The sequence below is a fragment of the Microbacterium sp. CGR1 genome (genome assembly GCF_001266755.1).
In the GTDB taxonomy this organism is placed as follows: domain Bacteria; phylum Actinomycetota; class Actinomycetes; order Actinomycetales; family Microbacteriaceae; genus Microbacterium.
In genome coordinates this window covers 1,760,507-1,776,452 of sequence record NZ_CP012299.1, presented here as the reverse complement: position 1 = coordinate 1,776,452, position 15,946 = coordinate 1,760,507, and the positions used below count along the sequence as shown (strand labels likewise).

16 protein-coding genes are annotated in these 15,946 nt (G+C 66.8%); 14 read left to right on the top strand and 2 right to left on the bottom strand.

All coding sequences use genetic code 11. The features are described 5' to 3' along the window. The first annotated feature begins 51 nt into the window (after positions 1–51). Complete coding sequence (locus AKG07_RS08630; RefSeq protein ID WP_053097494.1) at positions 52–1,155, top strand: polysaccharide pyruvyl transferase family protein; 1,104 nt, start codon at positions 52–54, stop codon at positions 1,153–1,155. After that, complete coding sequence (locus tag AKG07_RS08625) at positions 1,152–2,258, top strand: glycosyltransferase family protein (protein WP_053097493.1); 1,107 nt, start codon at positions 1,152–1,154, stop codon at positions 2,256–2,258. Before AKG07_RS08630 ends, AKG07_RS08625 begins: the two co-directional genes overlap by 4 nt. On the opposite strand, the gene AKG07_RS08620 is transcribed toward AKG07_RS08625, so the two are convergent. Further along, positions 2,259–3,224 (bottom strand): glycosyltransferase family 4 protein, encoded by a 966-nt coding sequence (locus tag AKG07_RS08620; RefSeq protein WP_053097492.1) that lies wholly within the window; start codon positions 3,222–3,224, stop codon positions 2,259–2,261. It abuts the gene before it with no gap. Continuing rightward, positions 3,221–4,387 (bottom strand): glycosyltransferase, encoded by a 1,167-nt coding sequence (locus tag AKG07_RS08615; RefSeq protein ID WP_233277348.1) that lies wholly within the window; start codon positions 4,385–4,387, stop codon positions 3,221–3,223. Before AKG07_RS08615 ends, AKG07_RS08620 begins: the two co-directional genes overlap by 4 nt. A 128-nt stretch (positions 4,388–4,515) precedes the next feature. Here AKG07_RS08615 and AKG07_RS08610 point away from each other — a divergent pair, with 128 nt between their 5' ends. From AKG07_RS08610 to rpsS, 12 genes are all read left to right on the top strand, one after another. Beyond that, complete coding sequence (locus AKG07_RS08610; RefSeq protein WP_053097491.1) at positions 4,516–6,588, top strand: glycosyl hydrolase; 2,073 nt, start codon at positions 4,516–4,518, stop codon at positions 6,586–6,588. A 73-nt stretch (positions 6,589–6,661) separates the two neighbouring features. Next, complete coding sequence (locus tag AKG07_RS08605; protein ID WP_053097490.1) at positions 6,662–8,401, top strand: DUF4012 domain-containing protein; 1,740 nt, start codon at positions 6,662–6,664, stop codon at positions 8,399–8,401. A 147-nt stretch (positions 8,402–8,548) separates the two neighbouring features. Further along, positions 8,549–9,982 (top strand): sugar transferase, encoded by a 1,434-nt coding sequence (locus AKG07_RS08600; protein WP_150115189.1) that lies wholly within the window; start codon positions 8,549–8,551, stop codon positions 9,980–9,982. 78 nt (positions 9,983–10,060) lie between these two features. Then, positions 10,061–10,567 (top strand): hypothetical protein, encoded by a 507-nt coding sequence (locus AKG07_RS08595; protein WP_150115098.1) that lies wholly within the window; start codon positions 10,061–10,063, stop codon positions 10,565–10,567. Positions 10,568–10,635: 68 nt separating this feature from the next. Further along, a complete protein-coding gene (locus tag AKG07_RS08590) occupies positions 10,636–11,586 on the top strand; it encodes a M23 family metallopeptidase (RefSeq protein WP_150115097.1) in 951 nt (316 codons plus the stop codon). A gap of 153 nt (positions 11,587–11,739) precedes the next feature. After that, complete coding sequence (locus tag AKG07_RS08585) at positions 11,740–11,952, top strand: hypothetical protein (RefSeq protein WP_053099214.1); 213 nt, start codon at positions 11,740–11,742, stop codon at positions 11,950–11,952. A gap of 864 nt (positions 11,953–12,816) precedes the next feature. Further along, entirely contained in the window at positions 12,817–13,125 is a 309-nt protein-coding gene (rpsJ, locus tag AKG07_RS08580; protein ID WP_017201594.1) for a 30S ribosomal protein S10, read from the top strand. A gap of 8 nt (positions 13,126–13,133) precedes the next feature. After that, the gene (gene rplC, locus AKG07_RS08575; protein WP_053097486.1) at positions 13,134–13,793 is read left to right on the top strand and encodes a 50S ribosomal protein L3; all 660 of its coding nucleotides are present in this window, start codon (positions 13,134–13,136) and stop codon (positions 13,791–13,793) included. 2 nt (positions 13,794–13,795) lie between these two features. After that, positions 13,796–14,458, top strand: coding sequence for a 50S ribosomal protein L4 (gene rplD, locus AKG07_RS08570; protein ID WP_053097485.1), 663 nt, complete (start codon positions 13,796–13,798; stop codon positions 14,456–14,458). Beyond that, positions 14,455–14,778 carry a 50S ribosomal protein L23 gene (gene rplW, locus AKG07_RS08565; protein WP_053097484.1) on the top strand — a complete coding sequence of 108 codons (324 nt, stop codon included), beginning with the start codon at positions 14,455–14,457 and terminating at the stop codon, positions 14,776–14,778. Before rplD ends, rplW begins: the two co-directional genes overlap by 4 nt. A 20-nt stretch (positions 14,779–14,798) precedes the next feature. Then, entirely contained in the window at positions 14,799–15,638 is an 840-nt protein-coding gene (rplB, locus tag AKG07_RS08560) for a 50S ribosomal protein L2 (RefSeq protein WP_053097483.1), read from the top strand. Between the two features lie 12 nt (positions 15,639–15,650). Then, positions 15,651–15,932 carry a 30S ribosomal protein S19 gene (gene rpsS / locus AKG07_RS08555; protein WP_017829205.1) on the top strand — a complete coding sequence of 94 codons (282 nt, stop codon included), beginning with the start codon at positions 15,651–15,653 and terminating at the stop codon, positions 15,930–15,932. The last annotated feature ends 14 nt before the right edge of the window (positions 15,933–15,946 follow it).

Here is a 15,946-nt window from a genome sequence, read left to right as displayed (position 1 = left end):
CCAGGGGCATCCGAGAACAGCTCCCCTCGGGGAAGCGAGGAGATGTGCCTCATGCGCCGCCGGGATTCACGACCGTCCAAGGCGTCCCGAGCGACCCGAACCTTCGTGTCGCTGACCGGCCCCGCCGGCAACATCGGTGACGCGCTGATCCGCCGCGAGACCCTCGAGTGGTCGATGGGCACGAGCGACGAGCTGGTCGCGTACACGGGGGATGCGCCCGATGTGTGGCTGAGGCAGCTGGGCCTGCCTGCTGAGGCCATCGTGCTGCGGACAAAGAAATCCGTGCCGCGCTGGCTCCGGCTGCTGGTTTTCGCTCCTCGTCGCCCCGTGCTGGTGTTCGAAGCCGGTGAGATCCCTCTCGACCGAGGCAACGGTCTGCGAGAGCTGGTCTTCCTCGTCGAGACCCTCATCGTCCGTCTCAAGGGAGGGATCGTCGTCCGTCCGCCGCGCGGTATCCGCGCGCCGTCGCAGCCCGCTCTCGCCATTCATCGCCTGGCAGCTCGTCTCTCGCAGGTGACGCTGTGGCGCGACGAGGCGACGCTGAGGACCGCGCGATGCGGTCGGCTCGCGCCGGACATCGGATTCTCCGCCGGCTCGCGCCTCGGACTCCCGTGGGGCGAGCGCTCCGAGCTGCTGGTGAGTCTGCGCGGCGCCCGCCCGCTGCCGGATGCGGAGTGGGTCAGCGCGGTGCGTGAGACCGCCGAGCGCGCCGGGCTCTCGATCCGCACCGTCGTCCAGGTGCGGGAGGACGAGAGCCGAGGGCGAGAGCTCGCACAGCTGCTCGGTGGTGAGTTCGAGGCCTGGGGCGACACCGATCCGCTGGCTCAGGAGGAGCGCCTCCGGCAACGTTACGACGCGGCGCAGATCGTCATCAGCGACCGCATGCATGTGCTCGTGCTCGCCGCTCTGAGCGGGGCGGTTCCGCTCGAACTGGTTCCCGGCCCCACGATGAAGATCACGAAGGCCTTCGCCGCCATCGGACTGCACGGCGTCTCCGTCGACTCGTCTGCGAGCGATCCGACTCGTATGCTCGCTGCGCTTCTGCCGACGCCGGAGCGCGCATCGGAGGTCTCCGAACGCGTGCGTCACGCGGCGGCGACTCTCGAGGGCATCCAGCACGAGATCCGTGACGCCGTGCGCAGGGCGCGAGCATGACCGATGCCACGGGGCGAGCCGGCGCCTCGCCCGCGCGCATCCTGTTCCTCTCGCACAGCCATCCGTTCGGCGCCTTCCGGGTCGGCAGTCACCACTACGCCCGTGTGCTCTCCCGGCGTGGAGCGGACGTCGTGCATCTGAGCACTCCGATCTCCCTCGTGCATCGGCTGACCGGACGAGTGGACAGACAGCAGCTGGCACGCGTGCCGCGTCGCGCTCGGCGAGACGACGACGGGGTCCTCCAGGTCGTCCCGCGCACGATCCTGCCGGCGCCGGTCGGAGCCCCCAGTGTGGCTCGGATGCTGCAGCGTCAGGGCATCTCCGCAGGATTCGACGCCGTGCTCATCGATCAGCCACTGCTCTGGGACCGCTCCGTGCGATCGCTCTCGGAACGCGTGATCTATCGACCCACCGATCTGTACCCCGGTGGGCTGAAGAATGCGCTGCAGCGGCGCATACTCGCCGAGGTCGACGGTGTCGTCGCCACCTCCGACGAGGTCCTGCGAGGGCTCGGAGCGCTGCACGTCCCCTCGCTCGTGCTGGGCAACGGGGCTGAGGTCGCGCGCTTCGCACAGCCGGCTGCCGAGGCTCGTCCCCGTCCGGCGCGGTGCGTCTACGTCGGGGCGCTCGACGATCGCTTCGATTGGGAGCGCGTCGAGGCCTGGGCCCGAGCGCTGCCAGAGGTCGAGTTCGTCGTCGCCGGCCCCGACGGCCGACCGCCGCGGCCCGTGCCGTCGAACGTCGACGTCGTCGGCCCCGTCCCCTACACCGACGTTCCGGCGTTGCTGCACACGGCGCGCGTCGGCCTCCTGCCGTTGTCCGACAGTCCCCTCAACGCCGGTCGAAGCCCGATGAAGCTCTACGAGTATCTCGCGGCAGGTCTCGCCGTCGTGGCGCGTGAGACGCCCGGCATCCGCGCCTCACCCGATCTCGGCATCGAGGTGTACACCGACGTCAGTGACGCGGACGCCGCGCTGGAGCGCGCCCTGGGGCACCCGTCACCGAATCGTGCCGGTGGACAGGCCGCGTCCTCCGCCTCGTGGGAGCACAAGACCGATTCGCTGGAGGAGTTTCTCCGGTCGGTCCGGCGACGCAGAGCGTAGTCAGTCGAGCAGTCTGGTGATCGTGTCCGAGATGATCGCCGCGGTGCGGTTCCAGTCATAGCCGTCGGGCGGAACGACCCGTCGCTCGGTGGCCACTGCCTCGGTCAGCGCGCTCGCCCACTCCTGCGCATCGTCAGGGGAGGTCACCGCGTGACCGCGATCTTCGACGATCTCCGCGACCGATTCGCACCCGGCCCAGTACACGACGGGCGTTCCGCAGCGAATCGACTCCAATGCGGGAAGACCGAACCCTTCCAGGGTCGAGGGCATCACCGTCGCCGCGGCGCCCCGGTAGAGGTCCGCCAGCTTCTCGTCGTCGACGCCACTCACCCAGCGCACTCTCGTGTCGACGCGCCGGTACGCCGCCCTGGCGTCGAGGTCGGCGATCTCGCGCTCGGGCACGACGGCGACCAGGCGAACGTCGCGCGCCGAGGCCAGGGCGTCGAGCACGACGTCGAGGTTCTTGTGGGCACGGCCGTTGCCGACGAACAGGACGTAGGGGTCGGACTGCTCCGACGTGCCTGCGCGCGGGTGGAACGCATCCGAGCATCCGTTGCCCGCGTTCACGATCTCGACGTCGTCGTCGTCCACCCATGAACGGAGCGCTCGAGCCGATGTCTCGGAGACCGTCAGCACGACGCCGGCTCTGCGCACGACGTTCCTGACCGGGCCGGAGTAGTAGGCGGCGAACTTCCACCCTCCGAGCCCCGGACTGCTCAATTGGATGAGATCGTGCAGGGTGAGCAGCTGCTTTCGAGCGCGCAGGAGCGCGCCATAGCCGGGCGAGTAGACGAGGGCGTCGGGAGCGGTGGCGGCACCCACCGAGCGGAACGCATCGACCGCGGAGAACGGGGTGCCAGCGAGGTGCAGGGGCTTCCAGGGCAGGCTCAGCCGGGGGAGGACCTCCGCGGCGTATCGGCCGATGCCGTGTGCGCCGCGGTATCGGTCATCCACGAGAACGGTCATGCGCTCCTCGCTTCCGACGAGTGTGCGCCATCGACCGACTCCGCCACCCACTCCCTGATGCGATCCGCGAACACCGCTTCGGAGAACTTCATCGCCTGCGCGCGGCACGCGTCGGGTGAGACACCGGCGGCCACCTCGACGGCTCGGCGCAGCTCGTCGCGCGTCCAGCTCTCGACGAAGGCGCCGGTGGTGCCTTCGACGATGGTCTCGGTCGTACCGCCCACGGGTGCGGCGATCACCGGTCGACCTGCCGCCATGGCCTCGACCGGGACGATGCCGAAATCCTCGACCGCAGGGAAGACGAGCGCGATGCAGCGCTGCAGCAGCGCGCGGTAGAGCTCCGCTCCGGGCGACCTCACAAAGAAGACCCGACCCGGCGCGCGCTCTTCGGCGAACGAGCGCAGACGATCCTCATCCGGTCCCGCACCCGCGAGCACGACCGGCATGTCGGCGGCGATGCCGGCCTCGATCACGAGATCCAGTCGCTTGTAGGGGATGAACCGCGAGAAGCCGAGGAGGAAGGTCTCGGGCAACTGCGCGAGCGCGTCCTGATCCCGTTCGTCCGGTTGAGGTGCGCGGAGGAAGCCGGTCACATCGACGGGAGGGTGGATCACCGTGCTCTCGCGATGCCATGCCTCGACGATGCGCTTCTGCACGAACACGCTGTTCGCGGCGATCGCGACGGGCTCCTGGGCCCTCCGGCGATCCAGCCCCTTCAGCAGCGTCGCAGCGGCCCTCGCGGCGAACGTGTTGCCGCGCACATCGAGCTCGGGGTTCCAGATGTAGCGTGCCGGGGTGTGTGCGTACACGAGCTTCGGAGCGCTGCGCCCGGCGCCCGCGAATCTCGCGTGGTGCGCGAAGAGGTGCGAGCTCGTGAGTATCCACTCCGCATCGACGCGGGGGAGAGTCCGCCAGGCGAGCGGCATCAGCCCGACCGCCGCGGCCTTGCGTCCGCGCAGCGGTGTGCGAGCCAGCCAGGTCTCGCCGTCGACGACGAAGCGGCCCTCGCTGTCGTTCCACAGGCAATAGCGCGCGGCGTCGGGGAACACCTCGCTCAGAGCCTCGAAGACGTTCTCGGAGCCGCCTCTCGGAGCGAGCCATTCGTGCACCAGCACACCGCTCACAGCGTCGACCTCGCACCAGAGGGCACGCGGGCGCGCCATGTCGGTGGAGCCTCTGCACGCATGCGTCGAGTCTAGGGAAGTTCTCGGAGCGCGAGCCGCCGCGGGCTGTCAGCTTCGTCTCGACTTCGACCCGATATGTTGTAAACCGAACATTTCGGGGGAAGGGCATGATGGCGCTGCGCGCGACGAAGAAGACGATCATCATCGCGAGCGCGGTCACCGTGCTCCTTGTCGGAGGAGGTGCCGCTGCTGCGATGGTCATCTCCGGGCAGCAGGCGCAGCCTCGCGCCGATGCCTCTCCTGAGGCTTCTCCCGAGCCGGTCGTGACCGAGTCGCCGGCCGTGGTTCCGGTGACGAATGTGGCACGCGCATCGGTCGACGGATGGACACTCGCAGACCGCCGAGTGGTCGGCACGGTTCTGCCCGAAGTTGGCGACGCCGCGCAGGGCGCTGTGTCTCTGCGAGTGGATGCCCCGGCTGATGATGCGGACATCGTCGCCGCGACCGCTCCCGTCGCACTCGCGCCGGACACGGAATACACGCTCACCGCTTCGGTGCGGGTGCTCGCAGGGGAGAAGACCGAGACCGGTGTTCGCCTGACCGCGGGAGGCCAGACCTTCACGCTTCCCGAGCTGGATGCGGAATGGGAGACGATCGAGTTCCCGTTCACCTCGACGGCCGATCAGCCCGCCGCATCGACGTTGGACGTCGTGCTCTCCGGTGCCGTGCGCGGGTTCGGGATCGACGACGTGTCAATCACCGCGGCCGGCACCGACAACCTCGTGCCCAACGGCTCCTTCGAAGCCGTGCAGACTCCGGCGGGCATCGTCAACGACTCACTCGTCATGACGGATGAATCCGCGGTGCTCGCCGTCTCTCTCGCTGAGGGGCCCGTGCAGTGGAGCGCCACATCGACGGCCGGCGGTGAGCCGATCACCGGCGAGTTCGGGTCCGCAGGCCCTCTCTCGGCCCTGCCGTTGACCGGCGTGACTCAGGGGCACTACACCGTCGCCGTCAACGACTCGTCCGGGCGGAAGATCCAGACGGACGTCGCAGTGATCGACACCGACGGCTTCTCCGTGAGCCAGGACGGGCGCTTCGGCGTGGGAGCGCACGTCGAGAAGGAGGCCTTCATCGGCACCGGATCTCTGGCGGCCGCGATCGGCTTCGCCGAAGTGCGCAACGACATCTCGTGGGAGCGGAACGAGAAGGTCGCCGGCCAGTACGTGTGGGACGAGAACTATGTGCGCGAGTTCGAGCGCATGCACGCGAACGACGTGAAGCTGCTGGGCCTCGTCGTGTACGGCAACAGGCTCTACGGTGCCAGGAAGGCGCCGGGCAACGAGGCGGCGATCCAGGCATACGGCGCCTATGCGAAGGCCGTCGCCGACCGGTTCGATCTCGTCGGTCTCGAAGTCCTGAACGAGTTCAACCATCGCGAGAACGACACGGCCTGCGGGCCGGCGCCCGCCTGCTACGTGCCGATCGCGCAGGCCGTCCGCGACCACGTCAGCACGGCGTATCCGGACCTACCCATCGTCACGGGCTCCACCGCCCTCTACGACAGCGAGTGGTTCACCGGGTTCTGGCAGGCCGGCGGCATGGCCGTGACCGACGCGGCGAGCTACCACCCCTACGAGTCGTGGATCAATCGCGACGCCGATCTGATCGCCGGCACGGTGCAGCAGTCCTACGCCGACATGCAGGAGTTCGCGGGGGAGACGCGGCCTGTGTGGGTCACCGAGATGGGATTCCCCACGCATTACGACGGGGTCTCCGTGCTCGAGCAGGGGCAGATGATGGTGCGCAACCAGGCCCTTGCCTTTGCAAACGGCGTGGAGAAGTACTTCTGGTACGACCTCGTCAACGACGCTGCCGACCCCGCCGCGGGGGAGTCGAACTTCGGCCTTTACGAGAACTCGCCGCGCCCGGACGTCGTCGCTCTGGCTCCGAAGCCCGGGGCCTTCGCTCAGGCTCTGATGATCACACAGCTCCGCGACAAGGCCTTCGCCTCGGATGAATCCGACGACACGACCACGGTGGAGGTGTTCGGGACGGAAGGCGACGAGACGCGAATCGCGTGGGCGAAGCAGGGCGAGGTGCAGCACACCTTCGCGTCCGACGTCCCCGTGACGGTCACCGACATGTCCGGGCAGACGCAGTCGATCGTCCCCGAGGGTGGCGAGGTCACTCTGACCCTCGGCGCGTCTCCGATCTTCATCTCATCGGAAGCGGAGTGAGCGCCGCGAAGACGGTCTCAGGTGTCGCCAGTACAATTCACCAGATCACTCCAGCACGAGAGGCAAGTCGACCATGAGCGCAGGTAGTCAGGATGCGCAGAGCATCGACGAGCAGAAGTCGGGCCGTCAGCGTCGACGACGTCGTGTCTGGGTGATTCTCGCTCTCGTCGTCATAGCGTTCCTCCTCGCGGTGTGCTGGGTCGGGCTCCGCGCCATCACCGTGAAGGACGGGCTGATCCAGAGCCAAGAGCTCATCGGTCAGATCCAGGACGGTGGCGCCGAGGTCGACGAGGTCCTCCCCGAGCTGTCCGAGAGCGCTGCGAGCGCCGGTGCCGCGGCATCCGATCCGGTGTGGTGGGTCCTGGAGTGGGTCCCCGTTGTGGGCGACAACCTCAAGGGGGTGCGCCTCGCGGCACAGTCGCTCGACGCGCTCGTCAACGGTGTCGCACTGCCCGTGATGGGCGATGAGGATTCGACGGGATCGATCACGGAGCGGCTGCTCGAGGCCACCGACGATCAGGCGACGCACTTCACCGAGCTCGCGGACGGGCTGGAGTCCGTCTCGCAGTCTCCCTTCCTCGTGTCGGTCGTGCGCGAGGGCGTCGACCAGGTCGACGAGGTGATGTCGGCGGCCGCCCCCATGATCGGAGTGCTCCCGACGCTGCTCGGAGGCGAAGGCGCGCGCAACTATCTGCTCGTCTTCCAGAACAACGCCGAGACACTCGCCCTCGGAGGCAGTGCTGCCGCGCAGACCCTCGTGCGGGTCGAGAACGGCACGATCTCGATCGGCGCGCAGGGCGACAGCGGCAACTACCAGAACGGCGTCGCGGTCGACGTCGACGTCCCCCCGAGCGCCATCGAGCTGTACACGAGCTACCTCGTCGACCACATCAACACGAGCATGAGTCGCCCCGACTTCCCCACCGCGGCGAAGATCATGCGCGCCTGGTGGCAGCGAGACATCGCTGACGACGAGATCGCCGGCGTGGTCTCGATCGATCCGATGGCGCTGTCGCGCATCCTCAAGGCCACAGGTCCGATCGAGCTGGCCTCGGGCGAAGTCCTCTCCGAAGAGAACGCGGTCTCGCTGCTGCTGAGCGAGGTCTACGGACGCTGGGATTCCTACAAGGAACCCGAACTCGTCGATGGATTCTTCGCCGACACCGCCGCGGCAGTGTTCGACCAGATCGCGTCCGGGGACTTCGATCTGAAGGACATGATGTGGGCGATCACGGAGAGCGCGTCGCAGGGCAGCGTGCTCGCCTGGAGTGATGACGCTCAGGTCGCCGCCGCGATCGAAGGCGAAAGGATCAGCGGCGTTCTTCCGACGGACAACTCCGATGCGACGACTGTCGGCATCTATTTCAACAACAGCAACGGCTCGAAGATCGACTACTTCACGGAGACCGCGACGACGGCCACGGCGATCTGCGAGGCGGGCAACACGACGTTCACAGCCACGGGTTCGCTCACGCTACCGCTGACCCAACGTCAGGCCGAGGCGCTGCCCCGTTATGTGCAGAGCATGACCTTCGGCGCCCGGTTCCGTGACTGGATCTTCATCTACGGTCCTCCGGGAACGACGCTGAGCGACGCCACCTTCAACGGCGACGAGGTGTCGGTCATGCACCGCGACATCGATGACCTCGGCCGACCGGTCGTCGCGTTCGAGGCGTGGTTCGACCCAGGGGACTCGATCGACGTGACGGCGACGTTCGTCGGATCAGACGGCGATTACGGACCGCTCGCGGTGCAGACGAACCCGATGGTGCGGGGAGAGAAGCCCGTCGTCACCGACGACTGCGCCGGCTGAGGTCTATCCCCGGCTCGGCGGCAGCCCGATATACTTGCACGCGTTCTGACGTCAGCGCGGTCAAGGGGGGTGAGTGTCGTCGTCGTTCAACTCGAGCACGGTGGCTCCAGCGCCGCGCGTGAGCCGAGGAACACCGCCCCGGTGCAGATGAAGAAAGCCCGGCGAGTCGCATGGACTCGGCTCTACGCGAGTCGTCTCTTCTACAACGACGTCGTCGTCGTCCTGCTCGCACTCATCATCGCGGCGATTATCGTGCTTCCGGGGCTGCTGACTGGTGTCTCCTGGCCCGGCGGGCCCCGAGTGTCGTATCTCCTGGTGCTCGCGCTGATCGGCATCCTGTGGTTGATAGCTCTCGACGTGACGGATTCCCGCGACCGTCACACGGTGGGGCACGGGGCGGATGAGTACCGCAGAATCGTCAACGCGTCGGTCGCCGTGTTCGCGGTCACCGTCGCCATCGCGTTCTTCCTCGGCATGGAGCTCTCGCGCGCGCTCGTCGCAGTCGTCTTCCCCCTCGGACTCGTGCTGCTCCTCCTGTCGCGGTGGATGTGCAGGCAGTGGCTGCGTGGGCGGCAGAAGACGGGGCGGTATCTGCACAGGGCGGTGGTGATCGGCGAGCCGTCGAAGGTCGCCCTCGTGGGGCGCGAGATCCGGCGTGCCAAGAGCAGCGGGTACGAGATCCTCGGAGTGATCACCGAGACCACCTCCGCTGCGGACATCTCGGGCTTCGAGGTGCTCGGCGACATCGCGAACGTCGAGAGAGTGCTCGACGAGGTGCGCTTCGATGCGCTGATCATCGTCGGGTCCGATGATCTCGACCCACTGACGATGCGCCGCCTGGGGTATTCGGTGTCCGACCGCGACATCCAGCTCATCATGGCCCCGGTGCTCACGGACATCGCCGGACCTCGCATGCATGCGACGCCCGTCGCCGGTCTGCCTCTCGTGCACGTCGACTTCCCGCGGATGGAAGGCGCCAAGCGCTTCCTCAAGCGGGCCTTCGACATCGTCGGCTCCTCGCTGCTGCTCGTCCTCATGTCGCCGGTCTTCCTGATCGCCGCCATCGCGATCCGTATCGACGGACCCGGGGGCATCTTCTTCCGTCAGGAACGGATCGGCCGCGGAGGGCGCACCTTCGGCATGCTGAAGTTCCGATCGATGGTGGCGGATGCCGACGACCAGCTGGCGACCCTCCTCGATCTGCAGGGGGATGCAGGAACGCCGCTGTTCAAGATCAACGACGATCCGCGCATCACCAGAGTCGGACGCTTCTTCCGCAGGCACTCCATCGACGAGCTGCCTCAGCTGGTCAACGTTTTCCTCGGGCACATGAGCCTGGTGGGTCCACGGCCTCAGCGCGCCACGGAAGTCGCGCTGTACGACGACTTCGCGCATCGCCGCCTGCTGGTGAAGCCCGGCATGAGCGGGTTGTGGCAGGTGAGTGGACGCTCTTCGCTGTCGTGGGAGGAGACCATCCGCCTCGACCTGTACTACGTCGAGAACTGGTCGCTCATGCAGGACCTCATCATCCTGTTCCGCACCGTCCGCACGGTCGTCGCCCCCGGTGCCACGGCGCACTGAGCGATCGTCGCGAAGATTCCCCGCGACTGTCCGCGTCGCATCCACGGCTGAGGCCAGGCGCTGGGTACATTCAAAATCATGAGATCCCCCCTTGCTCGGTGTGTCGCCGCGAGTGCTCTGGTCGTCTTCCTCGTCGGTGGTGCCTCGGGTTGCGCTGCGCTGCCGAGCGCGTCGAGCCCGGTGCCGACCTCGACGGCCTCGACTCCCGATCCCAGCCCGTCGGCCGCAGACCCCACTCCCGACCCCTCGGTCAGCCCGGAGCCCACGGAGACTCCGTCCGACGGCTTCGGTGGTTTCGAGAGTGGAGAGCTGGCGCAGATCTGCATCGACGCGACGCTCTCGGCATTCCCCGCCGACGTCGCCTTCACCATCGAAGACACCCGCATCGAGAAGCGGTCGGTCGCTCCAGAATGGCTCGTGCTGGTTCCGGCGCAGGCCTCCGGGCTCGAGGCGCAGGCCCAGTGCACGATCGGAGGCTCGCCCTCCGCGCCTGAGCTCGGCATGTCGTCGGCATCACTCGAGCCACTCCCGGAGGAGCAGATCGAGAACCTGATCCGCGGCGAGAACGAAGGCGGCGACCGCTAGTGTGCGACGCGGGGGACGCTGAGCCCTCGGCCAGCCGCTCACCACAGCCGCTCCTCTCTCGGCGCGCGATGCTGATCGCCGCCGGCGGGGTCGTCGGGGCTTCCGCCGTGGGGTGGGACCTGTTCTCGCCGGGTCTCAGCGCGACCGCGGCGGGGACCTATCTTCGGCCGTGTGGAGACGTCCGCATCTCAAGCTCCTGGCAAGGGCACAAGAAGCGGAATCCGCCCTCGGGCGAGCCGGGCACCGATTATGCGGTGATCACCGGCACGCAGATCCGGGCGGCCGCGAACGGAGTGATCGTCGATCGGAAGGATTCGACGACGACCGCGACCGGACGCTACCTCGCGCTTCGGGCCGACGACGGCAACTACATCCGTTATCTGCACCTGCAGTCGAGCACGGTTCCCCTGGGTGCACGTGTCGCTCGCGGACAGGTGATCGCCTACTCGGGCGCGTCCGGTTTCGGCAGCGATGCCGGTTACGGCCCCCATGTCCACGTCTCCCTCTGGATCGGTGGCACGCCGCTCCAGCTGGGATTCACCAACTCGGTCGACTTCGAGAACTACGTCGAAACCGGTCCCTACCAGCCCCCAGCGGAGGATCCTGTGCCCACCCATAAGTCATCGACACTGTCGTGGAACGCTGTCTTGCCGGAGGGGGCGTGGGCTCGCATACCGGTTGCCCCCGGTGCCTTCTGGCTGGCTGAGAGCAGCGCGACCATCAAGGAGACGGGCGAGCTCTCGCTCTATCTCACGGCGACCGGGGTCACCAAGGGATTCCAGGTCCGCGTCGTGGCACAGACCCTCAATGGCAGCGGAGGGGTTGTGAGCACATCCCCGCAACCGATGCTCGAGGTCCCGGCGACGAAGGCAACCGCAGCGAACTCTCCGACATACGGCCTTTACACGCTGCCGTACTTCCTGTCGGGTCCGCTGCGCCTGTATGCCGATATCCGTGCTCTCAATCCGGGTATCAGGGTGCAGCAGGTCGTGTTCAAGAAGAACTACTGGCAGTCGTAGCCGCACATCCTCCGCTCGAGTGTCGGTGTCGCAGCCGCGGGGGTCGTGTTCGGAGGACGTTCCCGTCCGAACGTCTTCCGCCGACCACCCGTTGCGTGCAGAATGAACGTGCGTCGGGGATCCGTCGCACTGATCGCACACAAGGGGGCCCGCATGGGTATCGATGAGACTGTCAACAAGGGCAAGGATCTGTACGAGCAGAACAAGGACAAGATCGCCGAGGCAGTGAAGAGCGAGCAGGCGGAAGACATCAGCGACAAGGTGCTCGACGGCGTCGCCGACTTCGCCAAGAAGATCGCACCGGGTGCCGCTGACAAGATCGACGAGATCCGCGACAGCGCCGACAAGGCCGTCGGCAATGAGTGAGACCACGCGTCTGAGACGCAGAGCGGCGATTCCCCCCACGGGGGAGTCGCCGCTCCTCTGCGTGCGGCACCAAGTATTCGGCCCGCCGGTATCGCGTTTCACGTCCGGGTTCCCTTAGAATGGATGACGATCGCCTGGGGAACTTGCGATCAGGGATGTCGAAGGGGTTCGACTTCCCGAATTCACGCGGTTCGCCGCGTCAAACTGGGGATAACGATTTTGGGGATCATCGTGCGACGCGCGCACTCTGTGCGCTCAGACGTCTTCCCGCCCGCGCGGCGGTCTCTTCGCCGCGCCCTCGGTCGAGGAACCCGGCGTCCCTTCACGCCGGAGTCCTCGCGTTCGGTGTGCCCCCTCGCACTGAACGCCCTCCCCAAGCGGGGCGAGGCATGGGGATGCCTCGCCCCGCTCTCCTCAGCGCGCTGAGGGGTCGTCGGCGGCGTCGATCAGAGGCGCCGATCCGACGGCTGGGGTGCGCACTCAGGGGATGCTCAGCGACTGCGACACGCCCGGGTTTGCGCAAGTGAAATCGGCCGTGGCAGAATAGACAGGTTCGACATTCCGGCGCGCTCAGCGTCAGCCGGATCACCATCACGACAGTGCATAGGCGGCGCAGACGCGCAGGGACCTAGGCCGCGGGTGGCAGAACGATCCCGACATCTTCATCACGAGGGCTTCGCCGTGCGCGGCGGAGGTCGGACATCCGCTCGCCGAGGCGTGCGGGATGACAGCAGAACAGTGGTGCAGCAGATCGACTCGCGAGAGCCGTTCGAGTGCCGAGGCGCGAACAGCGCCGACGTGCGTCCAATGCCCCTGGGTCACCCGGCCCAGGTCGGTAAGACGCTTAAAGAGAGAGAGCAGACAATGGCGGGACAGAAGATCCGCATTCGCCTGAAGTCGTATGACCACGAGGTCATCGACACGTCCGCACGCAAGATCGTCGACACCGTGACCCGTGCGGGCGCAACAGTCGTCGGCCCCGTGCCCCTTCCGACCGAGAAGAACGTCGTGTGCGTCATCCGGTCGCCCCACAAGTACAAGGACAGCCGCGAGCACTTCGAGATGCGCACCCACAAGCGTCTGATCGACATCGTCGACCCGACGCCGAAGGCTGTCGACTCGCTGATGCGTCTCGACCTGCCTGCCGATGTCAACATCGAGATCAAGCTCTGAGGTCGGACATGGTTGACATCAACTCCAAGATTTCCAAGGGCATGCTCGGCACCAAGCTCGGCATGACCCAGGTGTGGAACGAGAACGGCAAGCTCGTTCCCGTCACCGTCATCGAGCTCGCCTCGAACGTGGTCACGCAGATCCGTACCCCCGAGAAGGACGGCTACAACGCCGTGCAGATCGCGTACGGCCAGATCGACCCGCGCAAGGTGAACAAGCCGCTGACCGCCCACTTCGAGGCCGCCGGCGTCACGCCGCGTCGTCACGTCACCGAGATCCGCACCGCGGATGCCGCTGACTACTCGCTGGGCCAGGAGCTCACGGTCGACGGCACCTTCGAAGCCGGCCAGCTCGTCGACGTCGTCGGCACGAGCAAGGGCAAGGGCTTCGCCGGTGTCATGAAGCGTCACAACTTCAAGGGCGTCTCGGCTTCGCACGGTTCGCACCGCAACCACCGCAAGCCCGGCTCCATCGGCGCATCGTCGACCCCGAGCCGCGTCTTCAAGGGCATGCGCATGGCCGGCCGTATGGGTGGCGAGCGCGTGACCGTCCTCAACCTCACGGTGCACGCCGTCGACATCGAGAAGGGTCTGCTGCTCGTCAAGGGCGCCGTCCCCGGTGCTCGTGGTCGCATCGTCTACGTCCGCAACGCAGTGAAGGGTGCCTGATCATGGCTGACTCCACTCTCGCGCTTGACGTCCTCAAGGCAGACGGCAAGAAGGCTGGCTCGATCGAGCTTCCCGCCGAACTGTTCGACGCCAAGACGAACATCCCGCTCATCCACCAGGTCGTCGTCGCGCAGCTCGCGGCGGCTCGCCAGGGAACCCACTCGACCAAGCGTCGCGGTGAGGTCTCGGGTGCAGGCCGCAAGCCCTTCAAGCAGAAGGGCACGGGTAACGCCCGTCAGGGCTCGATCCGCGCGCCGCACATGACCGGTGGTGGAATCGTGCACGGCCCCAAGCCGCGCGACTACTCGCAGCGCACCCCCAAGAAGATGATCGCCGCAGCCCTCCGTGGTGCACTCAGCGATCGCTTCCGCGGGGACCGTCTGCACGTGATCGACACGTTCGGCACCGATGGCGCCCCCTCGACGAAGGCAGCCGTGAGCTTCCTCTCGCAGGTCGCCACGTCGAAGAACGTCCTGGTCGTCATCGTGCGCAACGACGAGCTCGCGCTCAAGAGCATCCGCAACCTCAGCAACGTTCACGTTCTGACGTTCGACCAGCTCAACGCCTACGACGTTCTCGTCTCCGACGACATCGTCTTCACCCAGGCCGCGATCGAGGGCTTCATCGCCTCGAAGTCCGGCGCCAACCAGGAGGTCTCCGCATGAGCGAGCAGGCATCTGTTCTCCAGACGGCCCTGAACAAGGACCCGCGCGACGTCATCCTGAAGCCGGTCGTGTCCGAGAAGAGCTACGGTCTCATCGACGAGGGTAAGTACACCTTCCTCGTGGACCCGCGCGCTTCGAAGACCGAGATCAAGCTCGCCATCGAGAAGATCTTCGGCGTCAAGGTCGCAGGGGTCAACACCCTCAACCGCGTCGGCAAGGCTCGTCGCACCCGCTTCGGCACCGGCAAGCGCAAGGACACCAAGCGCGCCATCGTGACCCTGAAGTCGGGCACCATCGACATCTTCACGGCAATCGGCTGATCCGGGGGATAAGGACAATAATGGCTATTCGCAAGTACAAGCCCACGACCCCGGGCCGTCGCGGCTCGTCGGTGGCTGACTTCGCCGAGATCACCCGATCGACGCCGGAGAAGTCGCTGCTGCGCCCGCTCTCGAAGACCGGTGGTCGCAACAACCAGGGCCGCATCACGACCCGTCACATCGGTGGTGGCCACAAGCGCCAGTACCGTGTCATCGACTTCCGTCGCAATGACAAGGACGGCGTCGACGCCCGCGTCGCTCACATCGAGTACGACCCCAACCGCACGGCACGCATCGCGCTGCTGCACTACTTCGACGGCGAGAAGCGCTACATCCTCGCGCCGGCGAAGCTGAAGCAGGGCGACGTCGTCGAGTCGGGTGCTGGTGCCGACATCAAGCCGGGCAACAACCTCCCGCTGAAGAACATCCCGACGGGTACCGTCATCCACGCGATCGAGCTCCGTCCTGGTGGCGGCGCGAAGATGGCACGTTCGGCCGGTGCATCCGTCCGTCTCGTGGCCAAGGATGGCAACTTCGCCCAGCTGCGTCTGCCCTCGGGCGAGATCCGCAACGTCGATGCGCGCTGCCGCGCGACCATCGGCGAGGTCGGCAACGCCGAGCAGTCGAACATCAACTGGGGCAAGGCCGGCCGCATGCGCTGGAAGGGCGTCCGCCCGACCGTCCGTGGTGTCGCGATGAACCCGGTCGACCACCCGCACGGTGGTGGTGAGGGCAAGACGTCCGGTGGACGTCACCCCGTCTCTCCGTGGGGCCAGGCTGAGGGTCGCACCCGTCACGCCAACAAGGAAAGCGACAAGTACATCGTGCGTCGTCGTAACGCCGGCAAGAAGCGTAAGTAGGAGTAAGAGAAGATGCCTCGCAGTCTTAAGAAGGGCCCCTTCGTCGACGATCACCTGCTTCGCAAGGTGGTCGTGCAGAACGAAGCCGGCACCAAGAACGTCATCAAGACCTGGTCTCGCCGGTCCATGATCATCCCGGCCATGCTGGGTCACACGATCGCGGTCCACGACGGTCGCAAGCACATCCCCGTGTTTGTGTCCGAGACCATGGTCGGCCACAAACTGGGCGAGTTCGCGCCCACCCGCACCTTCCGCGGCCACGAGAAGGACGACAAGAAGGGCCGCCGCCGCTGACGCGGTGGCGATAG

What these genes read in the sequence shown, in the direction of transcription:
- rplW (WP_053097484.1), top strand. Translation starts at nt 14,455, where the DNA reads ATGAGCGAGCAGGCATCTGTTCTCCAGACGGCCCTGAACAAGGACCCG.
- rplC (WP_053097486.1), top strand. Translation starts at nt 13,134, where the DNA reads ATGGTTGACATCAACTCCAAGATTTCCAAGGGCATGCTCGGCACCAAG.
- AKG07_RS08605 (WP_053097490.1), top strand. Translation starts at nt 6,662, where the DNA reads ATGAGCGCAGGTAGTCAGGATGCGCAGAGCATCGACGAGCAGAAGTCG.
- AKG07_RS08600 (WP_150115189.1), top strand. Translation starts at nt 8,549, where the DNA reads ATGAAGAAAGCCCGGCGAGTCGCATGGACTCGGCTCTACGCGAGTCGT.
- rpsS (WP_017829205.1), top strand. Translation starts at nt 15,651, where the DNA reads ATGCCTCGCAGTCTTAAGAAGGGCCCCTTCGTCGACGATCACCTGCTT.
- AKG07_RS08630 (WP_053097494.1), top strand. Translation starts at nt 52, where the DNA reads ATGCGCCGCCGGGATTCACGACCGTCCAAGGCGTCCCGAGCGACCCGA.
- AKG07_RS08585 (WP_053099214.1), top strand. Translation starts at nt 11,740, where the DNA reads ATGGGTATCGATGAGACTGTCAACAAGGGCAAGGATCTGTACGAGCAG.
- AKG07_RS08625 (WP_053097493.1), top strand. Translation starts at nt 1,152, where the DNA reads ATGACCGATGCCACGGGGCGAGCCGGCGCCTCGCCCGCGCGCATCCTG.
- rplB (WP_053097483.1), top strand. Translation starts at nt 14,799, where the DNA reads ATGGCTATTCGCAAGTACAAGCCCACGACCCCGGGCCGTCGCGGCTCG.
- AKG07_RS08620 (WP_053097492.1), bottom strand. Translation starts at nt 3,224, where the DNA reads ATGACCGTTCTCGTGGATGACCGATACCGCGGCGCACACGGCATCGGC.
- AKG07_RS08595 (WP_150115098.1), top strand. Translation starts at nt 10,061, where the DNA reads ATGAGATCCCCCCTTGCTCGGTGTGTCGCCGCGAGTGCTCTGGTCGTC.
- AKG07_RS08615 (WP_233277348.1), bottom strand. Translation starts at nt 4,387, where the DNA reads ATGGCGCGCCCGCGTGCCCTCTGGTGCGAGGTCGACGCTGTGAGCGGT.
- AKG07_RS08590 (WP_150115097.1), top strand. Translation starts at nt 10,636, where the DNA reads ATGCTGATCGCCGCCGGCGGGGTCGTCGGGGCTTCCGCCGTGGGGTGG.
- rpsJ (WP_017201594.1), top strand. Translation starts at nt 12,817, where the DNA reads ATGGCGGGACAGAAGATCCGCATTCGCCTGAAGTCGTATGACCACGAG.
- rplD (WP_053097485.1), top strand. Translation starts at nt 13,796, where the DNA reads ATGGCTGACTCCACTCTCGCGCTTGACGTCCTCAAGGCAGACGGCAAG.
- AKG07_RS08610 (WP_053097491.1), top strand. Translation starts at nt 4,516, where the DNA reads ATGATGGCGCTGCGCGCGACGAAGAAGACGATCATCATCGCGAGCGCG.